Annotated in this window: 18 protein-coding genes; 10 read left to right on the top strand and 8 right to left on the bottom strand. The window is 57.4% G+C overall.

Annotated elements, in window-relative coordinates; genetic code table 11:
- The 5 genes from GA0061101_RS39970 to GA0061101_RS35590 form a co-directional block, all read right to left on the bottom strand.
- Positions 1-270 (bottom strand): MafI2 family immunity protein (locus GA0061101_RS39970; protein WP_092577103.1); only part of this gene is annotated, 270 nt, incomplete at its 3' end.
- Positions 271-624: 354 nt separating this feature from the next.
- Positions 625-963 (bottom strand): DUF2147 domain-containing protein, encoded by a 339-nt coding sequence (locus tag GA0061101_RS35605; RefSeq protein WP_037197869.1) that lies wholly within the window; start codon positions 961-963, stop codon positions 625-627.
- Between the two features lie 119 nt (positions 964-1,082).
- Complete coding sequence (locus GA0061101_RS35600; RefSeq protein ID WP_037197868.1) at positions 1,083-2,627, bottom strand: DHA2 family efflux MFS transporter permease subunit; 1,545 nt, start codon at positions 2,625-2,627, stop codon at positions 1,083-1,085.
- Positions 2,611-3,117, bottom strand: a complete 507-nt coding sequence (locus GA0061101_RS35595; protein WP_037197867.1) for an isoprenylcysteine carboxyl methyltransferase family protein — start codon at positions 3,115-3,117, stop codon at positions 2,611-2,613. Before GA0061101_RS35595 ends, GA0061101_RS35600 begins: the two co-directional genes overlap by 17 nt.
- Complete coding sequence (locus GA0061101_RS35590) at positions 3,114-4,166, bottom strand: type III polyketide synthase (RefSeq protein WP_037197866.1); 1,053 nt, start codon at positions 4,164-4,166, stop codon at positions 3,114-3,116. The genes GA0061101_RS35595 and GA0061101_RS35590 overlap by 4 nt, the downstream gene beginning before the upstream one ends.
- Positions 4,167-4,505: 339 nt before the next feature.
- Between GA0061101_RS35590 and GA0061101_RS35585 the strand changes: the two genes are divergently transcribed.
- The gene (locus GA0061101_RS35585) at positions 4,506-5,066 is read left to right on the top strand and encodes an MFS transporter (RefSeq protein ID WP_037197865.1); all 561 of its coding nucleotides are present in this window, start codon (positions 4,506-4,508) and stop codon (positions 5,064-5,066) included.
- 237 nt (positions 5,067-5,303) lie between these two features.
- Positions 5,304-5,672 (top strand): hypothetical protein, encoded by a 369-nt coding sequence (locus GA0061101_RS35580; RefSeq protein ID WP_092577096.1) that lies wholly within the window; start codon positions 5,304-5,306, stop codon positions 5,670-5,672.
- Between the two features lie 9 nt (positions 5,673-5,681).
- Here GA0061101_RS35580 and GA0061101_RS39125 read toward each other — a convergent pair whose 3' ends face one another.
- Complete coding sequence (locus tag GA0061101_RS39125; RefSeq protein WP_112440419.1) at positions 5,682-6,110, bottom strand: hypothetical protein; 429 nt, start codon at positions 6,108-6,110, stop codon at positions 5,682-5,684.
- Between GA0061101_RS39125 and GA0061101_RS35575 the strand changes: the two genes are divergently transcribed.
- The 8 genes from GA0061101_RS35575 to GA0061101_RS35540 all read left to right on the top strand — a co-directional run bounded on the left by GA0061101_RS35575 (position 6,100) and on the right by GA0061101_RS35540 (position 15,049).
- Positions 6,100-7,089, top strand: coding sequence for an IS5 family transposase (locus GA0061101_RS35575; protein WP_092577101.1), 990 nt, complete (start codon positions 6,100-6,102; stop codon positions 7,087-7,089). The genes GA0061101_RS39125 and GA0061101_RS35575 overlap by 11 nt on opposite strands.
- 362 nt (positions 7,090-7,451) lie before the next feature.
- Positions 7,452-8,327: an FAD binding domain-containing protein gene (locus tag GA0061101_RS35570; protein ID WP_081938753.1), complete on the top strand. Its 876-nt coding sequence runs from the start codon at positions 7,452-7,454 to the stop codon at positions 8,325-8,327.
- Positions 8,324-8,821, top strand: a complete 498-nt coding sequence (locus GA0061101_RS35565; protein ID WP_037197863.1) for a (2Fe-2S)-binding protein — start codon at positions 8,324-8,326, stop codon at positions 8,819-8,821. The genes GA0061101_RS35570 and GA0061101_RS35565 overlap by 4 nt, the downstream gene beginning before the upstream one ends.
- Positions 8,818-11,115 (top strand): xanthine dehydrogenase family protein molybdopterin-binding subunit, encoded by a 2,298-nt coding sequence (locus GA0061101_RS35560; protein ID WP_051963680.1) that lies wholly within the window; start codon positions 8,818-8,820, stop codon positions 11,113-11,115. The genes GA0061101_RS35565 and GA0061101_RS35560 overlap by 4 nt, the downstream gene beginning before the upstream one ends.
- Before the next feature lie 16 nt (positions 11,116-11,131).
- Complete coding sequence (gene pyrF, locus GA0061101_RS35555; RefSeq protein ID WP_037197862.1) at positions 11,132-11,989, top strand: orotidine-5'-phosphate decarboxylase; 858 nt, start codon at positions 11,132-11,134, stop codon at positions 11,987-11,989.
- Between the two features lie 11 nt (positions 11,990-12,000).
- A complete protein-coding gene (locus tag GA0061101_RS35550; RefSeq protein ID WP_037197860.1) occupies positions 12,001-13,113 on the top strand; it encodes an amidohydrolase family protein in 1,113 nt (370 codons plus the stop codon).
- Positions 13,114-13,146: 33 nt separating this feature from the next.
- Positions 13,147-13,728, top strand: a complete 582-nt coding sequence (locus tag GA0061101_RS35545) for an NAD(P)H-dependent oxidoreductase (RefSeq protein ID WP_037197859.1) — start codon at positions 13,147-13,149, stop codon at positions 13,726-13,728.
- Positions 13,729-13,744: 16 nt separating this feature from the next.
- Positions 13,745-15,049 (top strand): cytosine deaminase, encoded by a 1,305-nt coding sequence (locus GA0061101_RS35540; RefSeq protein ID WP_037197858.1) that lies wholly within the window; start codon positions 13,745-13,747, stop codon positions 15,047-15,049.
- Positions 15,050-15,052: 3 nt separating this feature from the next.
- Here GA0061101_RS35540 and GA0061101_RS35535 read toward each other — a convergent pair whose 3' ends face one another.
- Positions 15,053-16,267 (bottom strand): MFS transporter, encoded by a 1,215-nt coding sequence (locus tag GA0061101_RS35535; RefSeq protein WP_051963678.1) that lies wholly within the window; start codon positions 16,265-16,267, stop codon positions 15,053-15,055.
- Between the two features lie 37 nt (positions 16,268-16,304).
- Positions 16,305-17,123, bottom strand: a complete 819-nt coding sequence (locus GA0061101_RS35530) for an inositol monophosphatase family protein (RefSeq protein ID WP_037197857.1) — start codon at positions 17,121-17,123, stop codon at positions 16,305-16,307.
- Positions 17,124-17,167: the final 44 nt, after the last annotated feature.

Raw genomic sequence — 17,167 nt, 5'->3', positions numbered from 1 at the left:
CTTAGCGACTGGGATCTTCGGCCCTTCTGAAGGTAGTGACGTGAAGATAGTCGTTATCGCTTCATCACCGAAATCCGCGACGACCTCAGATGCGACTACCTCCATACGTTCTCGATCTTCATCATTGAAGTCCGAGTCAACCAAGAATTCGAGGACAATCTCGTTGCCATTCCAGCCGCACGTAACAGCGGCTAGCGCCGACGATACTGCCCCAAGCAACGCGTGTTGCACACTAAGTCGAAGTCTTATTTCTCGATCAAGTGTGGACATCAAAAACCTCCGCCATGGAGCGATCTTATCGCACTATCACCACGGACTTTGTCAACAGGGCCTAGCGATTTGACGGCGCCGGAGTTGATCGTGCTGCACTAGAGCTCCGTGGTCCCGGCGACAACTGATCCATCCGGAAGACCTACGGCAGTCTGAGGACCTGCAAGAACTCCCGCTTGCTTGGTTTGCCCGCGCGGGCCTCCGGCAGGCGGCGGATCGTGGCAAAGCATTCCGGCAGGCCATAGCCCCGAAGCGGCGTTGCTAACCGAGCCCGACGATGAGGTCTTGCCGAAACCCGCGATGGATCGTGTCATTTTCGAAATATGACATCGTTTGGCTGATACAGCGACGATCCTATAGCCGCGTCCAAGTCTGGGATTTGCACAGCACGTTCATAACGCAACCCTGCATTCTGAGGCTGCGACCCGTGATTTTTAGCGTGCCGCTGTAGATCTTGTTGGTCTCTGGATCCGTGAGCTGGCCGCGATAGCTGTCGTCCTTTTCGCTGAAGGTGCCTATCTTGCGACCTGCATACTTTCCAGTCTTGATGGTGATGCAGTAGCCCGAACCGCAAGGGGTGATGGACGACGCTTCGCCGTTTTCAGTCTTCCAGTTTCCGACAAGAGCGTCGGCAGCGCTAGTCGCACCAGCGACCAGCAGAAGGGCTACTATGAGAATAGAGGCTCGTCTCATTGATAATCTCCGCGTTTGTCTGAACGATTCTCTTGATATGAGAGAAGCCGCGCCGGGATAAGGAGCATAGCAGTCACATCTTCTTCGGCATCCGATCTGGCGACACTTCAGTTCCACTCTTATTGCGGAGGTTCTATCTTTCTCGCAAGGGGCAGGAAGAGTATGGCGCAGCCGGTCAGAATAGCGATGCTCAGCCATGCTTCGTTCATGGCCTCGACGCTTGCGGCCGTCTGGATCAGTGGGTCGAGCACGGCCGTGGCATTGGCGTCGAAGGCTCCCATGTGTCCCGCCATTATCTGCGCCGGCGCGCCTATGAACGCGGCGGTCTCGGCATCGCCGCTCTGAAGCCGCTCCCACAGCTTTTGCCCGAGCGGCTCCGATCGCGTGTAGATGATGGTATCAATCAACGCGATGCCGATTGCGCCGCCGAGGTTTCGCATCAGGTTGAACAGGCCGCTTGCATCAGGAATGCGGTCCGGCGACAGGGTTCCGAGTGCGAGCCGCGTCGGCGGCAGCAGGCAGAACATGATCGCGACGCCTCGGATGATCTGCGGCCAGAACATCGCACCGAAATCCGAACGGGGGTCCTGAAACGCACTCATGCCTAGGCCGACGGCAAACAGCGCAAAGCCCGCGACAGACAGGAGACGTGCATCCACGCGTTTCTCCAACGCCACGGCGATCGGTGCGGTCACCAGCTGCGCGATACCCGTGACAAGCATAGTCGCTCCGATTTCAAGCGCGTTGTGTCCCCTGATAAAAGCCAGGAAAACCGGCATCAGGTAGACGGAACCGAAGAGGCCAATTCCGAGGACGAAACTCAGCACAGACCCGACGAGAAAGTTCCGGTCTTGAAAATTATGGAGATCAATGACCGGACGAGCCTGGCGCAGGCCACGCCAGACGAAGAAGCATCCCGAGGCAATGAACAGGGCAAGCAGGCTCATGACATACAACGATGTCCAGCCGCTCGTCGGCGCCTCCTTTAGGCTCAGCTCCAGGCTGGCAAGAGCCGTTGCCATCATCACAAGCGACAAGCCGTCGAGATGGCGCAGTTCAGAGAAATCGATCCGCTGCCGCGGCAAGAAACGACCGGCGACAAGAGCCGAGACGATACCCGGGACTATATTGATCAAAAACAGCCAATGCCAGGAATAGGTCTCCGTCAGCCAGCCGCCGACAATGGGGCCGACCGTCGGCGCTAGCACGGCAAGCACGCCGGCTATCGTGGTGGCGACCGCTTGCCGCTCATTGGGAAACAGAATGAAGACGGCGGAGAAGACGGAGGGGATCAGTGTTCCGCCTGAAAACCCCTGGAGAACACGCCAGGCCACCAGTTCGCCAAAGCTCCCACTGGTCGCACAGCCGATGGATGCAAAGACGAATAGGGCTATTGCGGTCACGAAGAGCCAACGCATCGAAAGCAGTCGGGTCAGAAAGCCGGTCAGCGGAATCGCGACCACTTCGGCAATCAGGTAGGAGGTCTGGATCCAGCTCATTTGATCCGGATCGATGTCAAGCGCCGACTGGATCGTCGGCAGCGACGTCGCAACGACCTGCACATCGAGGATCGCCATGAACATCCCGACGCACATGGCTATGAAACCCGTCCACACCAGCTGAGGGTTGATGGCAGAGCGCGGGAGATCAGGCCGGTTTTGCATGGGACAATCCTGAAAGGGCTGCATTCTCGGCCTTGATGCGTATGGCAAGGATCAGAGCATTGGCGATCGAGAACAGGAGTGTATAAAGCGGCATATCAAAGCACATCGGAAGAGCTGCGATCTCGCCGATCACCACAGCATAATTCGGGTGCCGCACAAACCGGTAGGGCCCTTCGACCACAAGCGTCTCTCCGGGTACAATGATGATCCGTGTCGTCCATCGCCGACCAAGCGTGGACAGGGTCCAGAGCCGCAAGACCTGAAGACCTACGAAGACTGCGAGCCATGCCATATTAAGTGGTGCATTCCACGCGAGAAGCCAGAGCCCGAGGAGCCATGCAGCATGCAGAGTGACGATCGCCGGATAGTGCGAGGCTGCAACTTCGACAGCTCCCCTTGCCATCAGTATCTGCGTGTTGCTTCTGGCAAGCCAGAGTTCGCCCAGCCTTTCAAGGGTCACCGCCGTCAGCAGCAGGATCGGCCAGATCATGCCGCAGCCTTCAAGGAGGCGCAATTCAGCGTAAATCCTGGTCCCAAGGCGGTGAGTAGCGTGCGTCGCGGCAATCCGGTGGAGATCAGCCGTTCCAAGACGAACAAAGCCGTTGGCGATGACATGTTTCCATAGTCCGACAAGACATCGCGTTCGTGGTTCAATGTTCCCTGCCCAAGGTCAAGCGCCGATTCCAGCGCATCGATAACCTTCGCGCCGCCGGGATGACAGGCAAACCGGTCGACGTTATCAATCTTCAGGTTGGAGCGCGCCAGAATGGACGCGACGGCAGGATGAATGTTCGCCTCGGCAAACGGCGGTATAGCCCGATCGAAGATCACGCCCAAACCCTCAGGTTCGACGCTCCAGCCCATGATGTCCAGCGTGTCGGGCCAGGTATGCTGGCCACTCATCTCGACTTCGGCGATGCCGTCATTCGTCGCACGAAGAATGCAGGCTGCCGCACCGTCACCGAAAAGAGCGGTTGCGACGATGTTGGCTTTTGTCAGCTTATCGATGCGAAAGGCAAGGGTGCATGTTTCCACCGCGACAAGCAGAACGACCGAGCCTGGCCTGGACGCAGCTAGTCGCGACGCAATGGAAAAGCCCGAAACACCACCGGCGCAACCGAGCCCGAAAACGGGAACGCGCTCGACATCAGCGCGAAATCCCATCTGTGCAATGACCCGCGCCTCAAGGCTCGGCGTGGCGATGCCCGTGGATGAAATGGTAACTATCGTATCAACATCCGCCGCCAAAAGGTTGGCTAATTGCAACGCCTTAGTCGCTGCAGACACGAACAGGGCGCTCGCGCCCTCGATGAAGGCGTCGTTCCTGTCCGGCCAGCCTAGCGTCTTGAGATACCAGTCGAGCGGACGAACGCCATACCGACGCCTGATACCGGAACTTTCGAAGACTTTTGCGAGGCGTTCGAAGTCTGGAAAGCGTGACGAAAATGCTTGGTGGGATGCGAGCGCGGCGTCACGCTGATCGATGACATGAGGAGGGACGGCAGTCCCGATGGAGACAAGCTTGACGGATTCAGGCATGGGATTCCCTACGCGGGCGCTTATGGGGCATGGGCCAGCTGCGCCGCGGCAGGTCCGTCACATGAACGTGCCGAGATGGCAAAGGTTTCATGCGGCCTTGATTGAGTTAGAGGTATTCTAAAAAAGAGCGTGCCGAGCAGAGATTGAAAGAGTCTGGCTGCGGAACAGCAGGCGATTGTTGAGTTCCACGTTATTTTCACCCTTCTTCACATTTCGCGGTGATCCATCAAAGTCGTCGGGACCCCTACGGCGCTTTGCGTTACTCATATCGGCTCGGGTCCGATATAAACGGAAAAAAGGGCCAAAAGGACTTGGATCCTTGCCACCTCCATTCTGGCAATGGCCCTCGGCTATTTCCTAATATTCCTGTACGACGGACTCATTGCACTCTTAGTCAAAGAAATTGGATTTTCGAGCGCCTTACTTGGAGCATCCGTGGCATCCGCAGGCGCCGGCGGAGTAATTGGTGCTTTGCTTCTCGAACAATTCTTTGGACAACGTGACCCTTCTCAGCTGATGATCGCTTCGGGCCTTGTCGGAGGGCTGCTAATTGCCTTCATGGGACATGTTGGGCGCGGCGATATCGTGATTCCTGCTGCGGCCTTCTGTCTACTTCTATTTGCCACAGGTTTGGCCAGCGCAGGTTTCTTCGTTCCCTATCGAGTGGTGCTACAGAAGGAGACACCACTTGAACTTTTAGGGCGCGTTGCGGCGGTAGGCGAAGGGCTCAGCGCAGCGGCGATGATGGCTGCCCCGCCACTTGGGGCCGGACTAGCGGAGATTGCCGGGGTGGCCGCACCGTATCTGGTTAGTGGCTACGCTACCGCCTGTTTGGCATTTGTGCTGCTCTTTGTACGGCGTCGAGTGAACAATAGGAATGACTTGGTTCCTGATGACTAACGCGGCGAGAGTCGGCACGGAATCGGAGACGGGGAGCTGTAAATTCATGAGATCGATGGTCTGAGTGAAGAGGCAACCAGAGACGACCGCGTCGCGTGATTTACAAAGCTCCTTGCAAGACCTCAGCTTTGCCTCACATGCGTTAACAGGATCTATGGCCTCGATGAAACATTTCAAAGATGGTGCAAAAACTATCCAAACCTGTCACGATCGCCGCCTGTCTAAGGGAGAGTATCCATGAGATTCGGTCTTTTTCTTGCCATAACGACGTTGGGAATCGTCGCCGGTACCGAGGCGCAAGCAGCCGCTGGCCGCGATTATGAAGTCACATATTACAAGGAATACGGGCTCAAGACGCAAGTCGGAACCTTCTACAAGCCGTGCGGCACCGGCACAGCGAGACTGACTGGGCGCCGGACGCCCTATTTTACGAAATCTCAATCGACATGCCTGGGCGGTGGCGGGCACTCGCCAGCGTCGGTCAGTTGCCACTTCACCCAGCCGGGCTGCACGGACGCTCTCGGCCGGGTGATCCCGAAGAAGCCGCGCAAGAAAGTGACCACCGCCAAAACGGTGAAACATCCTAGTCAATCAGCGCCTTGCTGACGGCATCGTCTAGGCCTGGGGTGGCATCGTCAATTTGACGGCAACGAGGGCATCCTTGTCGATCGATATCGCTTCGACGAAGGTCTTGATTGTCTCGTCCAGGCTCGCCCCAGCTTTCGTCCATGTCGCAGCGCTCGTCATTCCCCTCGTACTGACTATGCCGCATGCTTCGCCGGTTTCATCGTCAACGGCGATTTCCAACGTACCAACTGGGATGCTGTCAGGAGCGAGGTAAATGCCGACCGAGTGGAATTGAACTTCAGATCGATCCGCGACTGCCGATATCAATTCCGGTTCTGCCTGGTCTGGAGGCATATCGCTAGGAGGGGACCAATAGTAGAACGGCTCGAAATGAGCCTTGGTGCGCGGATCGTTAATTGCGTTGTCGTAGGTGACCTGCGATCGCAATAACCTGGCTTTTGCAACGATGCCTTTCAAGCACAACGCCTACCGCCGCCATCGTATTGGCAAGATGAAGTTCAAAGTCACGAACTGGCGGGAGTACGAGACAGGCCTTCGTCGGCGCGGAAGTCTGACGCTTTGGGTGACGCCCGAGGCACTGTCGTCCTGGCGAGCGCCGAAGCGAACGACGCGCGGCGGCCAGCCGCGCTATTCCGATCTGGCGATTGAGACTGCCCTGACGCTGGGACTGGTGTTCGGCTTGCGGCTGCGGCAGACCGAAGGCTTCTTGACCTCGGTACTGAAGCTGATTGGGCTGGATTTCGCCGTTCCCGATCACACGACCCTGAGCCGTCGGGCCAGTAAGCGGAAGGCGCCGAACAAGCGGCACGATGATCGCATCCCGGAGAAAGGGCCTGTCCACGTCCTGATCGATAGCACAGGGCTGCAGGTCTACGGCGCTGGCCAATGGCTGGAGGAAAAGCATGGTGTTAAATCCCGTAGGGCTTGGCGGAAACTGCATCTGGCGCTGGATGCCGACAGCTCTGACATCATCGCTCACGTTATGACGGACCGGGATGCCGGCGACGCCTCGCAGGTGGAGCCACTACTCGACCAGATCGACATGCCGATAGCGCAGTTCACGGCCGATGGAGCCTATGACGGTGAGCCGACCTACGCTGCCGTCATCAGGCACACCGCCGATGCTGAGGTAGTTATCCCGCCGCGTGCCAATGCGGTAGAACGTCAGCACGACGATCCCACCAATCAACGAAACCAACATATCGCGACGATCAACGCTGATGGCCGGATGAAATGGCAGGCCGCGACCGGCTACGGCAAACGATCCTTGGTCGAGACCGCGATCGGTCGCTACAAATCCATCATCGGCGGCCGGCTAAGAGCGCGCTCGTTCGCAGCACAGCAGACGGAAGTCGCCCTCAGCTGCGCAGTGCTCAATCGAATGCTGGCATGCGCACGCTCGAAATCCGTCCGGCTCAAGTTCGCTATCGCATAGTCGTAGCATCAAAGACGGAATTCCGTTCTTTCAACGATCCGCGCACCAAAGCCTTTTCGATCAACACCTTAAATGCAACTAGGTGGTACAATGCGAAATGAAAAAGTGGCGCAAATCTAGCTGAAACCCGACAGTTCTGTTTCGAAATAGCTTTCCCTAACTGAATCAAAACCAATACGGCGAGCCTGATGGAAGGGACGAGACTTGCGAACGGTCACGGTAAGATTTGATAATTTGATTGGATTCTCCTCCTTTTGTATAGCAGGCTGCCGATAAATTTCTATTTGTTGACATAGTATCAATATTGAGACATACGGTTATTTATGAGTTGACGTCCACTTTTTGGTCGGTAAGGGCATGCCATGTATCCTGCTCCATTTCGGTATCACAGGCCGATGACGCTTCAGGACGCCTTGTTACTTTTGGTGCGGTACGCACCCAACAGCGCTATTCTCGCCGGAGGTCAGAGCCTGATACCGCTCATGAACCTGCGCAAGGTAAGGCCTGGCACGCTCATCGACATTGGTCGCATTCCCGGACTTTCTCGAATGTCGTTTTCCGATGGCGTGTTCTCGGTCGGCGCAATGGTGCGCCATCAATCGCTCTGCGAGGGTGAAGTCGAACGGTTGGGGCTGCCGATCTGCTTTCTGCGCGTGCTAAAGCAGATCGGTTCGCAGATCGGCAATCTTGCCATCCGACATCGCGGCACTTTTGGTGGCAGTCTTGCACTGGCGAACCCGGCTTCACAATGGACTCTGCTTTCGGTGCTGTTGGATGCGAATGTGGTGATTGCATCGACCCGTGGCACTCGTCGCCAACGTTACGCTGACGTCCTAGGACCGCCGGCTCAAACCTGGCTTGGACCGGATGAAGTCGTCTTAGGCGCGGACATGCGCCTATCCAATTTGAATGAAGTGTTCGGATTCGCACAGGTTGCACCCTCTGCGGGAAGGCCAGCGATGGCCTTTTCGCTCGTAGCAACGCAACGCGACGATGACAGGATCTTGAACTGTCGGATAGCAATCGGAGCCTGCACGCCGCGTCCTTTGCGGCTCTATTCGCTGGAAAATGAGCTTGCGAACTCCCGCAGGGCCTGGCGCGAAGATATCGCCCTTGCCGATATCATTCGCAGCGAGGTTGGCCACCTGCAGATGATCGAGGGTACCGATTGCCGCTATGCCCGGGAGATCGCGGTTGCGGCGATAACACGTGCATTGAAACAGGCAATGATGCAATGACAACAGAGCAGATGTCCGGCCACATCTCATTCAAATTGAACGGTAGAGAGCAAATTGTCAGCGTTGATACCAGGACATCGCTTGCTGACGAATTGCGCGAACAATGCGGCATGGCGAGCGTCCGCGTTGGTTGCGCTCAGGGCGAATGCGGAACCTGTACAATCTTGCTGGATGGAATGCCGATACGCGCGTGCCTGCTTCTCGCGGTTCAGGCAGACGGAGCTCATGTCCAGACTGCGGAAGCCCTTTCTTCGCCGGACATGCTTGCAAGGATAAAAAGAGCCTTCAAAAAGCATAAGGCCTTGCAATGCGGCTATTGCACGCCGGGCTTTCTCGTACTGGTCGACTACATCCTTCGCCGGGCTTTGCCGCTCGACGAGGCACGGCATGTTCTGTCGTCGAACCTCTGCAGATGCACCGGTTACGAGCCGATCGTCTCGGCCGTGGCTGATCTGCTTTCCTCCCGCGGTGATGAGCTCGGGGAGTTGCAATGAGCTTTGTCGGAAAACCGGTCGAACGAGTAGAAGATGAGGACCTGCTCAGCGCCAGGACGCGTTTCGTAGGCGCATTGTCGTTTGACAACATGCTGCATATGCACGTCGTGCGTTCGCCACATCCGCATGCCTGCCTGAACGCCATTGGAGTGGATCGCGCAAAATCTGTCAGCGGCGTCGTCGCCATTTTCACCGGCAGCGACACACGCGAGCTCGCCCCGATCGGATTTCGCCGTGTCGTCGAACCCGAGCTGTCGCTTTATCAGCAACCTGTGCTGGCCCTTGATCGATTGCGCTACGTGGGTGAGCCGGTTGCAATCATCATTGCCACCGATCCGCGCATCGCCGAAGATGCGGCAGAGCTTGTTACACTCGATGTAGAATGTCTTCCTCCCGTCAGCAATGCAGTAGCGCCTGGCCCGGATGACGGACTTGGGCTTCACGTGCAAGAGGCTGCAGGCATTGACAAGTCCTACGGCGACATTGCCGCTGCCTTTGAAGCGGCAGCGCATCGGTTTTCGATATCCTGCGAAATCGCCAGGCAGACCGCGGTTCCAATGGAGACCCGAGGTGCGCTGGCTGTCCCTCATGGCGACGCCAGCGGATTTGATTTTTACGGCGCCGCAAAGGTGGTTCATGCAAACCGCGCCGAGCTTGCCCGGATCCTCTGCCTGGATCCGAACCGGGTCGTCCTGCGCGAGGGGCATGTGGGCGGTGGCTTTGGTGTCCGTGGCGAGCTCTATCCTGAAGATGTTCTTGTTGCCTTTGCAGCACTTCGGCTGCAGCGCGCGGTACGATGGATCGAAGACCGGCGGGAGCATTTCCTTGCGACCAATCACTCGCGCGGCCAAGTTGTCATGCTGGACGCTGCCGTTGATCACAACGGAGTAATCCTCGGATTGACCGCCGATATCGTTGCCGATCAGGGAGCGTATTTGCGCACGCACGAGATCAAAGTTGCCGATCTGTCCTGCGCCTTTCTACCCGGACCTTATCGGATCCCCGCATATCGGGCCCAAGCCAGCGTTCGGCTGACCAACAAAACGCCTTGCGGCACGTATCGCGCGCCGGGTCGTTTTGAAGCGACATTTGCGATGGAGCGCATGATGGACACCATCTCGCGTGTGCTCAAGATCGATCCGATCCAGGTGCGCCGCAGGAATCTAATCCCTGCCTCAGAGATGCCGTTTGATCGAGACCTAACTGCCGCCGGCAAGAAGGTTCGTTATGATTCCGGCGATTATGGCCTGACGCTGGACAAGGCTGTGCGCGCTTTCGATTTTGAAGGAATGCGCAAATCGGCGGCTGATCGTCGGGCGGCCGGCGAGCACGTCGGCGTCGGCCTGGCAATGTTCGTTGAAAAATCTGGTGTCGCGTTGCGCGAAACGGCGAGCCTTTGTCTTTCATCCGACGGCTCTGTCGAGCTCGTCACCGGTGCCTCTTCTCTCGGGCAAGGTCTCGAGACGGTTCTTTCCCAGATCGCTGCCGATAGCGTTGGTCTGGACATGAGTGACTTCAAGGTGGTCCGCGGCCAGACGGATCGCATTTCCCAAAGCGGCGGCACGTTTGGCTCGCGAGCCACCATCATGGCGGGGTCGGCCGTTCATGCAGCTGGACAATTGTTTCGACAGGCGATCATCAAACGTGCCGCAGAGCTTTTCGATGCGGCGCCCGAAGCTGTTCATCTGCAAGACGGTCGGTTGGAGATCGCCGGCCAGCCAGTAGACCTATCGCGGTTGCATATGGGCAACGGCGACAACGCGCCGGCCCTCAAAATTGAAACGACGTTTGACGCAGAAAATGTCAGCTATCCCTATGGGGTTCATATCGCGCAGGTTAGCGTCGATCCGGATACGCTGCAGGTTCGGGCCGAGCGATATTGCATTGCCTATGACATCGGGCGTGCCGTCAATCCCGACCTTGTCAAAGGGCAGCTCGTTGGGGGCGCTGTTCAGGGTATTGGTGGCGCGCTTTTTGAGGAAATAACATATTCCAACGACGGTTACCCGCACACCACCGGGCTTTCCACCTATGCCATTCCTAAAATGGCCGACATACCCGCTTTCGACGTGTTGGTGCTCGAAGACTGGCCGAGCCCGACAAATCCGCTCGGCCTGAAGGGGGCCGGCGAGGGCGGGATCAACGCAGCCGGTGCGGCAGTGGCTGCTGCGGTGGAAGATGCGTTCTCCTCACAGCTGACGCCGTATCGGCTACCGATGACCGCGCCGTATTTGTTCAAACTTAAAACAGCGAACGAGCGCCGACGCCGTCAGCTCGACAATCTCAGCGATTGAGCAAGGGTTATTATAGATGGATTTTGCAACTCGCTTTCACAATGTTGCTGACACCATATCACCGTTCTGCCTGGGCATAGATCCATCGACAGCACTGTTGGATGCAGCCGGCCTGCCAGACGATTGCCAAGGCGTGCGATCTTTCTGCGAGCGCTTGCTTCAGGCATCCGATGGATTGAATTCCATCATAAAGCCGCAAATCGCCTATTTCGAGCGATTTGGCGCCGACGGGCTCTTGGAACTCAAGCGTCTTGTCGACATGGCGCGCGAAAAAGGCCTGCTCGTCATCATGGACGCCAAGAGAGGCGATATCGATTCGACCTGCGCGGCCTATGCGCAAGCCTATCTCGGGCCGAAAAGCTACTTCAATGCGGATGCACTGACGGTGAACGCCTATATGGGCTTCGGCTCGCTTTTGCCGATTCTGGATGTCGCGGCCGAATACGGCAAAGGCATATTCGTTGTTCTGATGTCGTCGAACCCGGAAGGCGCGCCCATACAGACTGCGCTGGTTCAAGATGCGGAAACGACGGTTGCCGGCTTTCTGGCCGAGCAGATCGCCGCCTTCAACATTCGCAAAGAGCAGAAGGTAATCGGCGGTGTGCTGGGAGCCACAATCGGCGATCGCCTGGCCGACATGGTGGCGCGCATGGACAATGGGCTCATTCTTGCGCCGGGCATCGGACATCAGGGTGCGACTTTCGCCGACCTCGAAGCTGCGTTTTGCGATGCCAGACGGACGCTTGTTCCGACGATGGCGCGGGGGATCGTGCGCGAAGGCTTCAGCGGCAACGTTCTAAGAGCAATCGTGCACGAGAAGAGCGCCCAAGCACGCTCATTCAGAAACGGCGAGGGGATCGTCGCGGCGACATAGAAGGCAAGGCGTTGCAGTTCGACGCCGACACGACCGAAAGTCGGCATATTTCATCGGAAAGGGAAAGCATGGCTATCGATACACACGCCCATTACGTTCCAGCTGAGGTTCTGCATACGCTTGAGGAGAGTGCCCGGGATTTCGGCATCGCGCTGCATCGGGAGACGCCGCAGGCTGTTCCCGCTCTCCATTTCGATTACGGGCTTAAGGTACGCCCCTTTTTCCCCAAGCTAATTGAAACAGTCGAGCAGCGCCTATCAGGCATGGCCGAGATGGGCGTCACACATCAGGTTCTCAGCCAATGGACGGATATCTTTGGGTACGGGTTGCCGCCATCCCAGGCCGTCGCGTGGCACCGCCTCATGAACAGTGCCTATCAGAAGCTATGCGCGGCCTATCCGGAACATTTTTCCTTCATGGCATCGGTTCCGCTCAACAGCGGTGAACTGGCGGCGGCAGAAGCGGCTCATGCGGTGCAGGCCATGGGGGCTGTCGGCATCTGTGTTGCAGCCAATGTCGACGAGGTCAATCTGGGAGACATTGCGCTTGATCCGCTGTGGTCGAAACTCCAGGAACTCGGCGTACCTTTGATGATCCATCCGGTCCAGGCCGTTCCTGGCTCGCGTGTGAACAAGTATGCGCTTACGCAGGTCGTGCAGTATCCATACGATACCACGCTGGCGATCGGCTCCTTGATCGGTTCAGGCGTATTCGACCGTTTTGCCGGACTAAACGTCCTTCTGTCTCATGGGGGCGGTCTATTGCCATTCCTGATCGGGCGTTTTGATCGGCTTCACAGTCGGATGAACAAGCAGCAGCAACATTATGCCGCCGAGAACGAAACGTCGTTCTATCTGAAGAACCTCTATTTCGATACGATCGTCCACTCCCCGCGAACGCTGCGCTTTCTTGCCGAAACCGTCAGCACCGACCGGATCGTGCTTGGAACAGACTATTCGTTTCCGCCAGCGGATATGGCCCCGCTTTCAACTCTCCAGGCATCGCAACTGTCAGACATCGACCGCGGCAAGATTGCCAATGAGAACGCGTTGGCACTCTTTCCCGGACTAAAGACACAGTTGCGCAAAGGGGACGCTATCGGCTCGCCAATTTCACACAACTAGCGGCTTCGACTGCACTACTCCTAGGAGCGCCAGATGCGCGTATTTCTTCTCCATTCCCATCCGGTTGAATCAAGTTACGGTGCGGCGCTCTGCCGACAGGCAAGACAAGGGCTTGAAGCAGCAGGACACGAGGTTGATTACTGCGACCTTTATGCGGAGCAATTCGACCCGGTATTGTCGCGTCATGAACGTATCGTCTACCACGATGAATCGGTAAACCAGGAGGCGGTGGCAGGCTATGTCCACCGCCTGAAGGCCGCACAGGCGCTAGTATTGGTCACACCGATCTGGCACTTCGGCTTTCCGGCCATTCTCAAAGGATTTTTCGATCGAGTCTTCCTGCCCGGCGTGTCCTTCAAACTTGAGGGCGGACGGATGCAGTACACCTTGAAGCACATCACAAAGCTTGCGGCGATTACAACATACGGGGCAGATCGCACCAAGGCGCTCATTGTCGGCGATCCGCCCAGGCGGATCGTCAAGCGCGTCATCAGGGCTCAGATCCATCCGATGGCCAAGGTCTTATATCTCGGCCAATATTCGATGAACCGCACGACTGCGGTAGCGCGCACGAGATTCCTCGCCGCGGTGCAGCACGAAATGCAGCGTTTCTGACAGGGGCGCCCCCGCCATGCTGTTCGACAGAGCCGACTTTCCCCGGAGCGAAGCCTTCGTCCTCGCCAATGCAAGGGTCCCTCGCTGCGTGCTTGACGCCCATCTTCGGTTCTCGGGCGAAGATCTAATCAAGGTCGATATCGTTGTTGCCGGTTCATCCATTGCCGCAATTACCCCCGCCGGCATTGTCCAGCACGGATTGTATGGCGCCGACATCGATTCCGGGATCGTTCTTCCATGCTTCACGGATATGCATACGCATCTCGACAAAGGCCACATCTGTTCGCGAACGAGCAATCTGGATGGTACGTTCAGCGGTGCTCTGGAGGCCGTCAGACGGGATCGACCGTTCTGGTCGATTGAGGATGTCATGATGCGGATGGAGTTCGCGCTTCGGTGCGCATTTGCGCACGGAACGCATCTGCTGCGCACACATCTCGATTGTCGGCCGGCCAGCTATCATGCGGTTCTCTCGGCATTTTCGGAGGTCCGAAATCGTTGGCGAGATCGGATTTCCCTGCAGGCGGTCGCGATGTTTCCACTCGATCTTGTCGACGACGAGCGATTCTTCGGTGAGATATTGAGATTGGCCAAGCACCATGGCATCCATCTTGGTTGCGTGACCGAGCCGGGACCTGCGCTAGAGACAAGGTTTAAAACCCTGATCAAGGCGGCCTCGAAGGGTGGACATGACCTTGACCTGCATGTCGACGAAACAAACGATCCTACGACAAACACCTTGGCGACCGTTGCTTCGTTGGCAAAAGAAACGGCGTTTGAAGGCAGGATCATTGCCGGGCATTGCTGTTCTCTTGCGCTCCAGGATGCCGATACGGCCCTGAGGACGATCGGCGAGGTCGCGGCAGCAAAGATCGCGATCGTGTCTTTGCCCATGTGTAATCTCTATCTACAGGACCGAGTGCGCGGGCGGACGCCGCGATGGCGAGGCGTCACATTGTTGCAGGAGCTTGCGGCTGCGGGTGTCGATACAGCCGTAGCCTCGGACAATACCCGCGATCCCTTTTTCGCTTACGGTGACCTCGATCCGCTGGAGGTCTTGCGAGAGGCAATTCGCATCATGCATCTTGATCATCCGCTGGACGATGTCGCACGGCTCCTGACAAGTACGCCAGCTGGGATCTGCCGTGCACGTTCCATGGGCAAACTGGCCGTCGGGGGTGGGGCCGATATGGTCGTGTTTGGCGGTCGCAACTGGAGTGAGGTCCTGGCCCGCCCGCAATCAGACCGATTTGTCGTGCGCAACGGTTGCCTTCTTGATGCTAAGCTTCCTGACTATAGGGAGCTGGACATTATCGGCTGACTTCTATGATGCTGAAAACGGTTGAGTATGCGGCCGGCGCCGGGTTCTGCGGCGAAGATACCGTGTGCCGCTCCATGCAACTAAGGCTCCTGCGAGGCAGGTAAACACCACCAAGGATCCGACGCCGCGTATCCCGAAACCACCGAACATCGCGGCAAAACAAGGTGCACCGATCGTTGAGCCGAGATTTCCAAGCTGCGCGATCGCTCCGACCGCACGACCGCGTTGCTGTCGGGTTTCCGCCAGATATGGAATTGCTGTAAATGCGGACCCTTGCGCGATGCCGAGACACCACATCATGCCAAGGGCGCCTGCCAGCGTCAGGTCGCCAATACCGAGGACGAACACCAGAACCGCCATGAAGGAAACGGCGAGATAAGCCGTCATTGCCAAAGTGGTCGGCGCCTTCGTGAGCTTGGCCGACACTCCACTCGTTACCGATCCCGCTATTCCGGCCAATGGCAATAGTGATCGCAGCAACGCAATCTGATCTGCATCGCCAGAAACATGCGGTGCGAAGATGACCAAGGCCACATAGGTAAAAGTGTAGAACAGGAAGATGAATGCGGGCAGCCGTGTGGATGGGCTGCGGTAGGTCTCAACCGTCTCACCCAGAATATGGCTTGCAAAACCCGGGAACTGGGTGTTGCGAGGGGGTGTCTGATCAGCGTCGAGGAATATCGGTACCACCAGTGCCAGAAGAAGCATGAGCGCGCCGTGCAGAAGGAACAGGTCGGTAATTCCGAAGGATCGCGCGAAAGCCACGCCAATCGATCCCAATATGAAGAATGCCACTCCGAAAAAACTTCCCCAAACACCCATGACGACAGCTTGAGACCGCTCGGCGGTTGTCGACAGGAGCAAGACAGGAGCGCAGACAATGATCCCTAGGTGAGACAGACCCTCGACGATCCGGCTCAGCAGAAGTGGGAGCAAAGGCGGCATCAAAGCTTGGAAGAAGGAGCAACAGCTGCCCAATATCAGACAAAGACATAAAGCTCGGCGGAAGCCGATACGCCCACACAGACGACCTGCTGTCGCACCCAAAACCACTCCAAGGAGACCAGGGCTGGAGACCAAAAAGCCCGTGGCGGCGGTGCCCATATGATAGGCTGCGCGGATCTCATCGAAAATGACGGCAACTTTTGCAAATTGCATTCCGGCTGCGACGCCCGATGCAATAAGCAGAATGACGGCGGCCCGATTGGTGCGGATCATGAGGGCTCTCCAATGGACACGGCGGATCTTGGGCTGTTCAGCGCAGTGACGCTTGCCCGGTGAGAAGCCGATGCACCGAGCGCCAGACCTCCGGATCCCGGGCGATGAGCAGGCCCGGCTGCTGATCGCCCGGTAGATATTTAGAGCCATCGAGGCGCGCCACGACACCGCCTGCCTCTTCGGCAAAAAGGACTCCAGGGGCATGATCCCAAGGTAGCAGTCGCCAAAACATCAAAAAGTCCTGTTCTCCTGCGACAAGCGATGGATAATCTATGCCTGAGCATCTGCGCCCCGGAAGCAGTTCGGCGAATTCGTCCTTGCCGGCGAACAGGCTGTTCTTCATCTCCTCGGGAAGAAACCGTGTGAGCACCGCTCCTCGACACTTCGAGAGTGTCTGGGGGGCACTTGTCACCTTGACGCGATCGCCATTCAACGTCGCACCTTGACCGCGCACTGCAATCGCGAGGCGGTGTGAAAGCGGCGCAAGCATCCATGAGGCCATCGTCAGTCCGTTTCGCAGGAACGCCACCATGACTGCAAAATCGGGTGATCCTGCGACAAAATTGGCTGTACCGTCCAAGGGGTCGACGAGCCAGACATCTCCCTCGTCGAGCTGATCGAGCACGGAGGGATTTTGAGCCGCCGCCTCCTCGCCGACAACGCGCGAACCCGGAACAAGGCCGGCCAATTGCCGAGAGATGATCCACTCAGCGTCGCGATCGGCCGTCGTTACCACTTCGCCTGGCGTTTTCTCTTCGATTTCCGTTGTATGCAACCGGTTGAAACGCGGGAGTATTGCGGCGGCGGCGGCTTCGTCAATGATTGCGGTTACTGCGTCAACAAGATAGGCTTCCATTGTTCTTTCCGAGATGTTCATGAGATGATGGCGCTGGCCGCCTT

Source organism: Martinezella lusitana (genome assembly GCF_900094565.1).
GTDB classification, from domain to species: domain Bacteria; phylum Pseudomonadota; class Alphaproteobacteria; order Rhizobiales; family Rhizobiaceae; genus Rhizobium; species Rhizobium lusitanum.
Note: the sequence above shows the minus strand (reverse complement) of the source record. Positions and strands in the feature narration are given on the sequence as shown.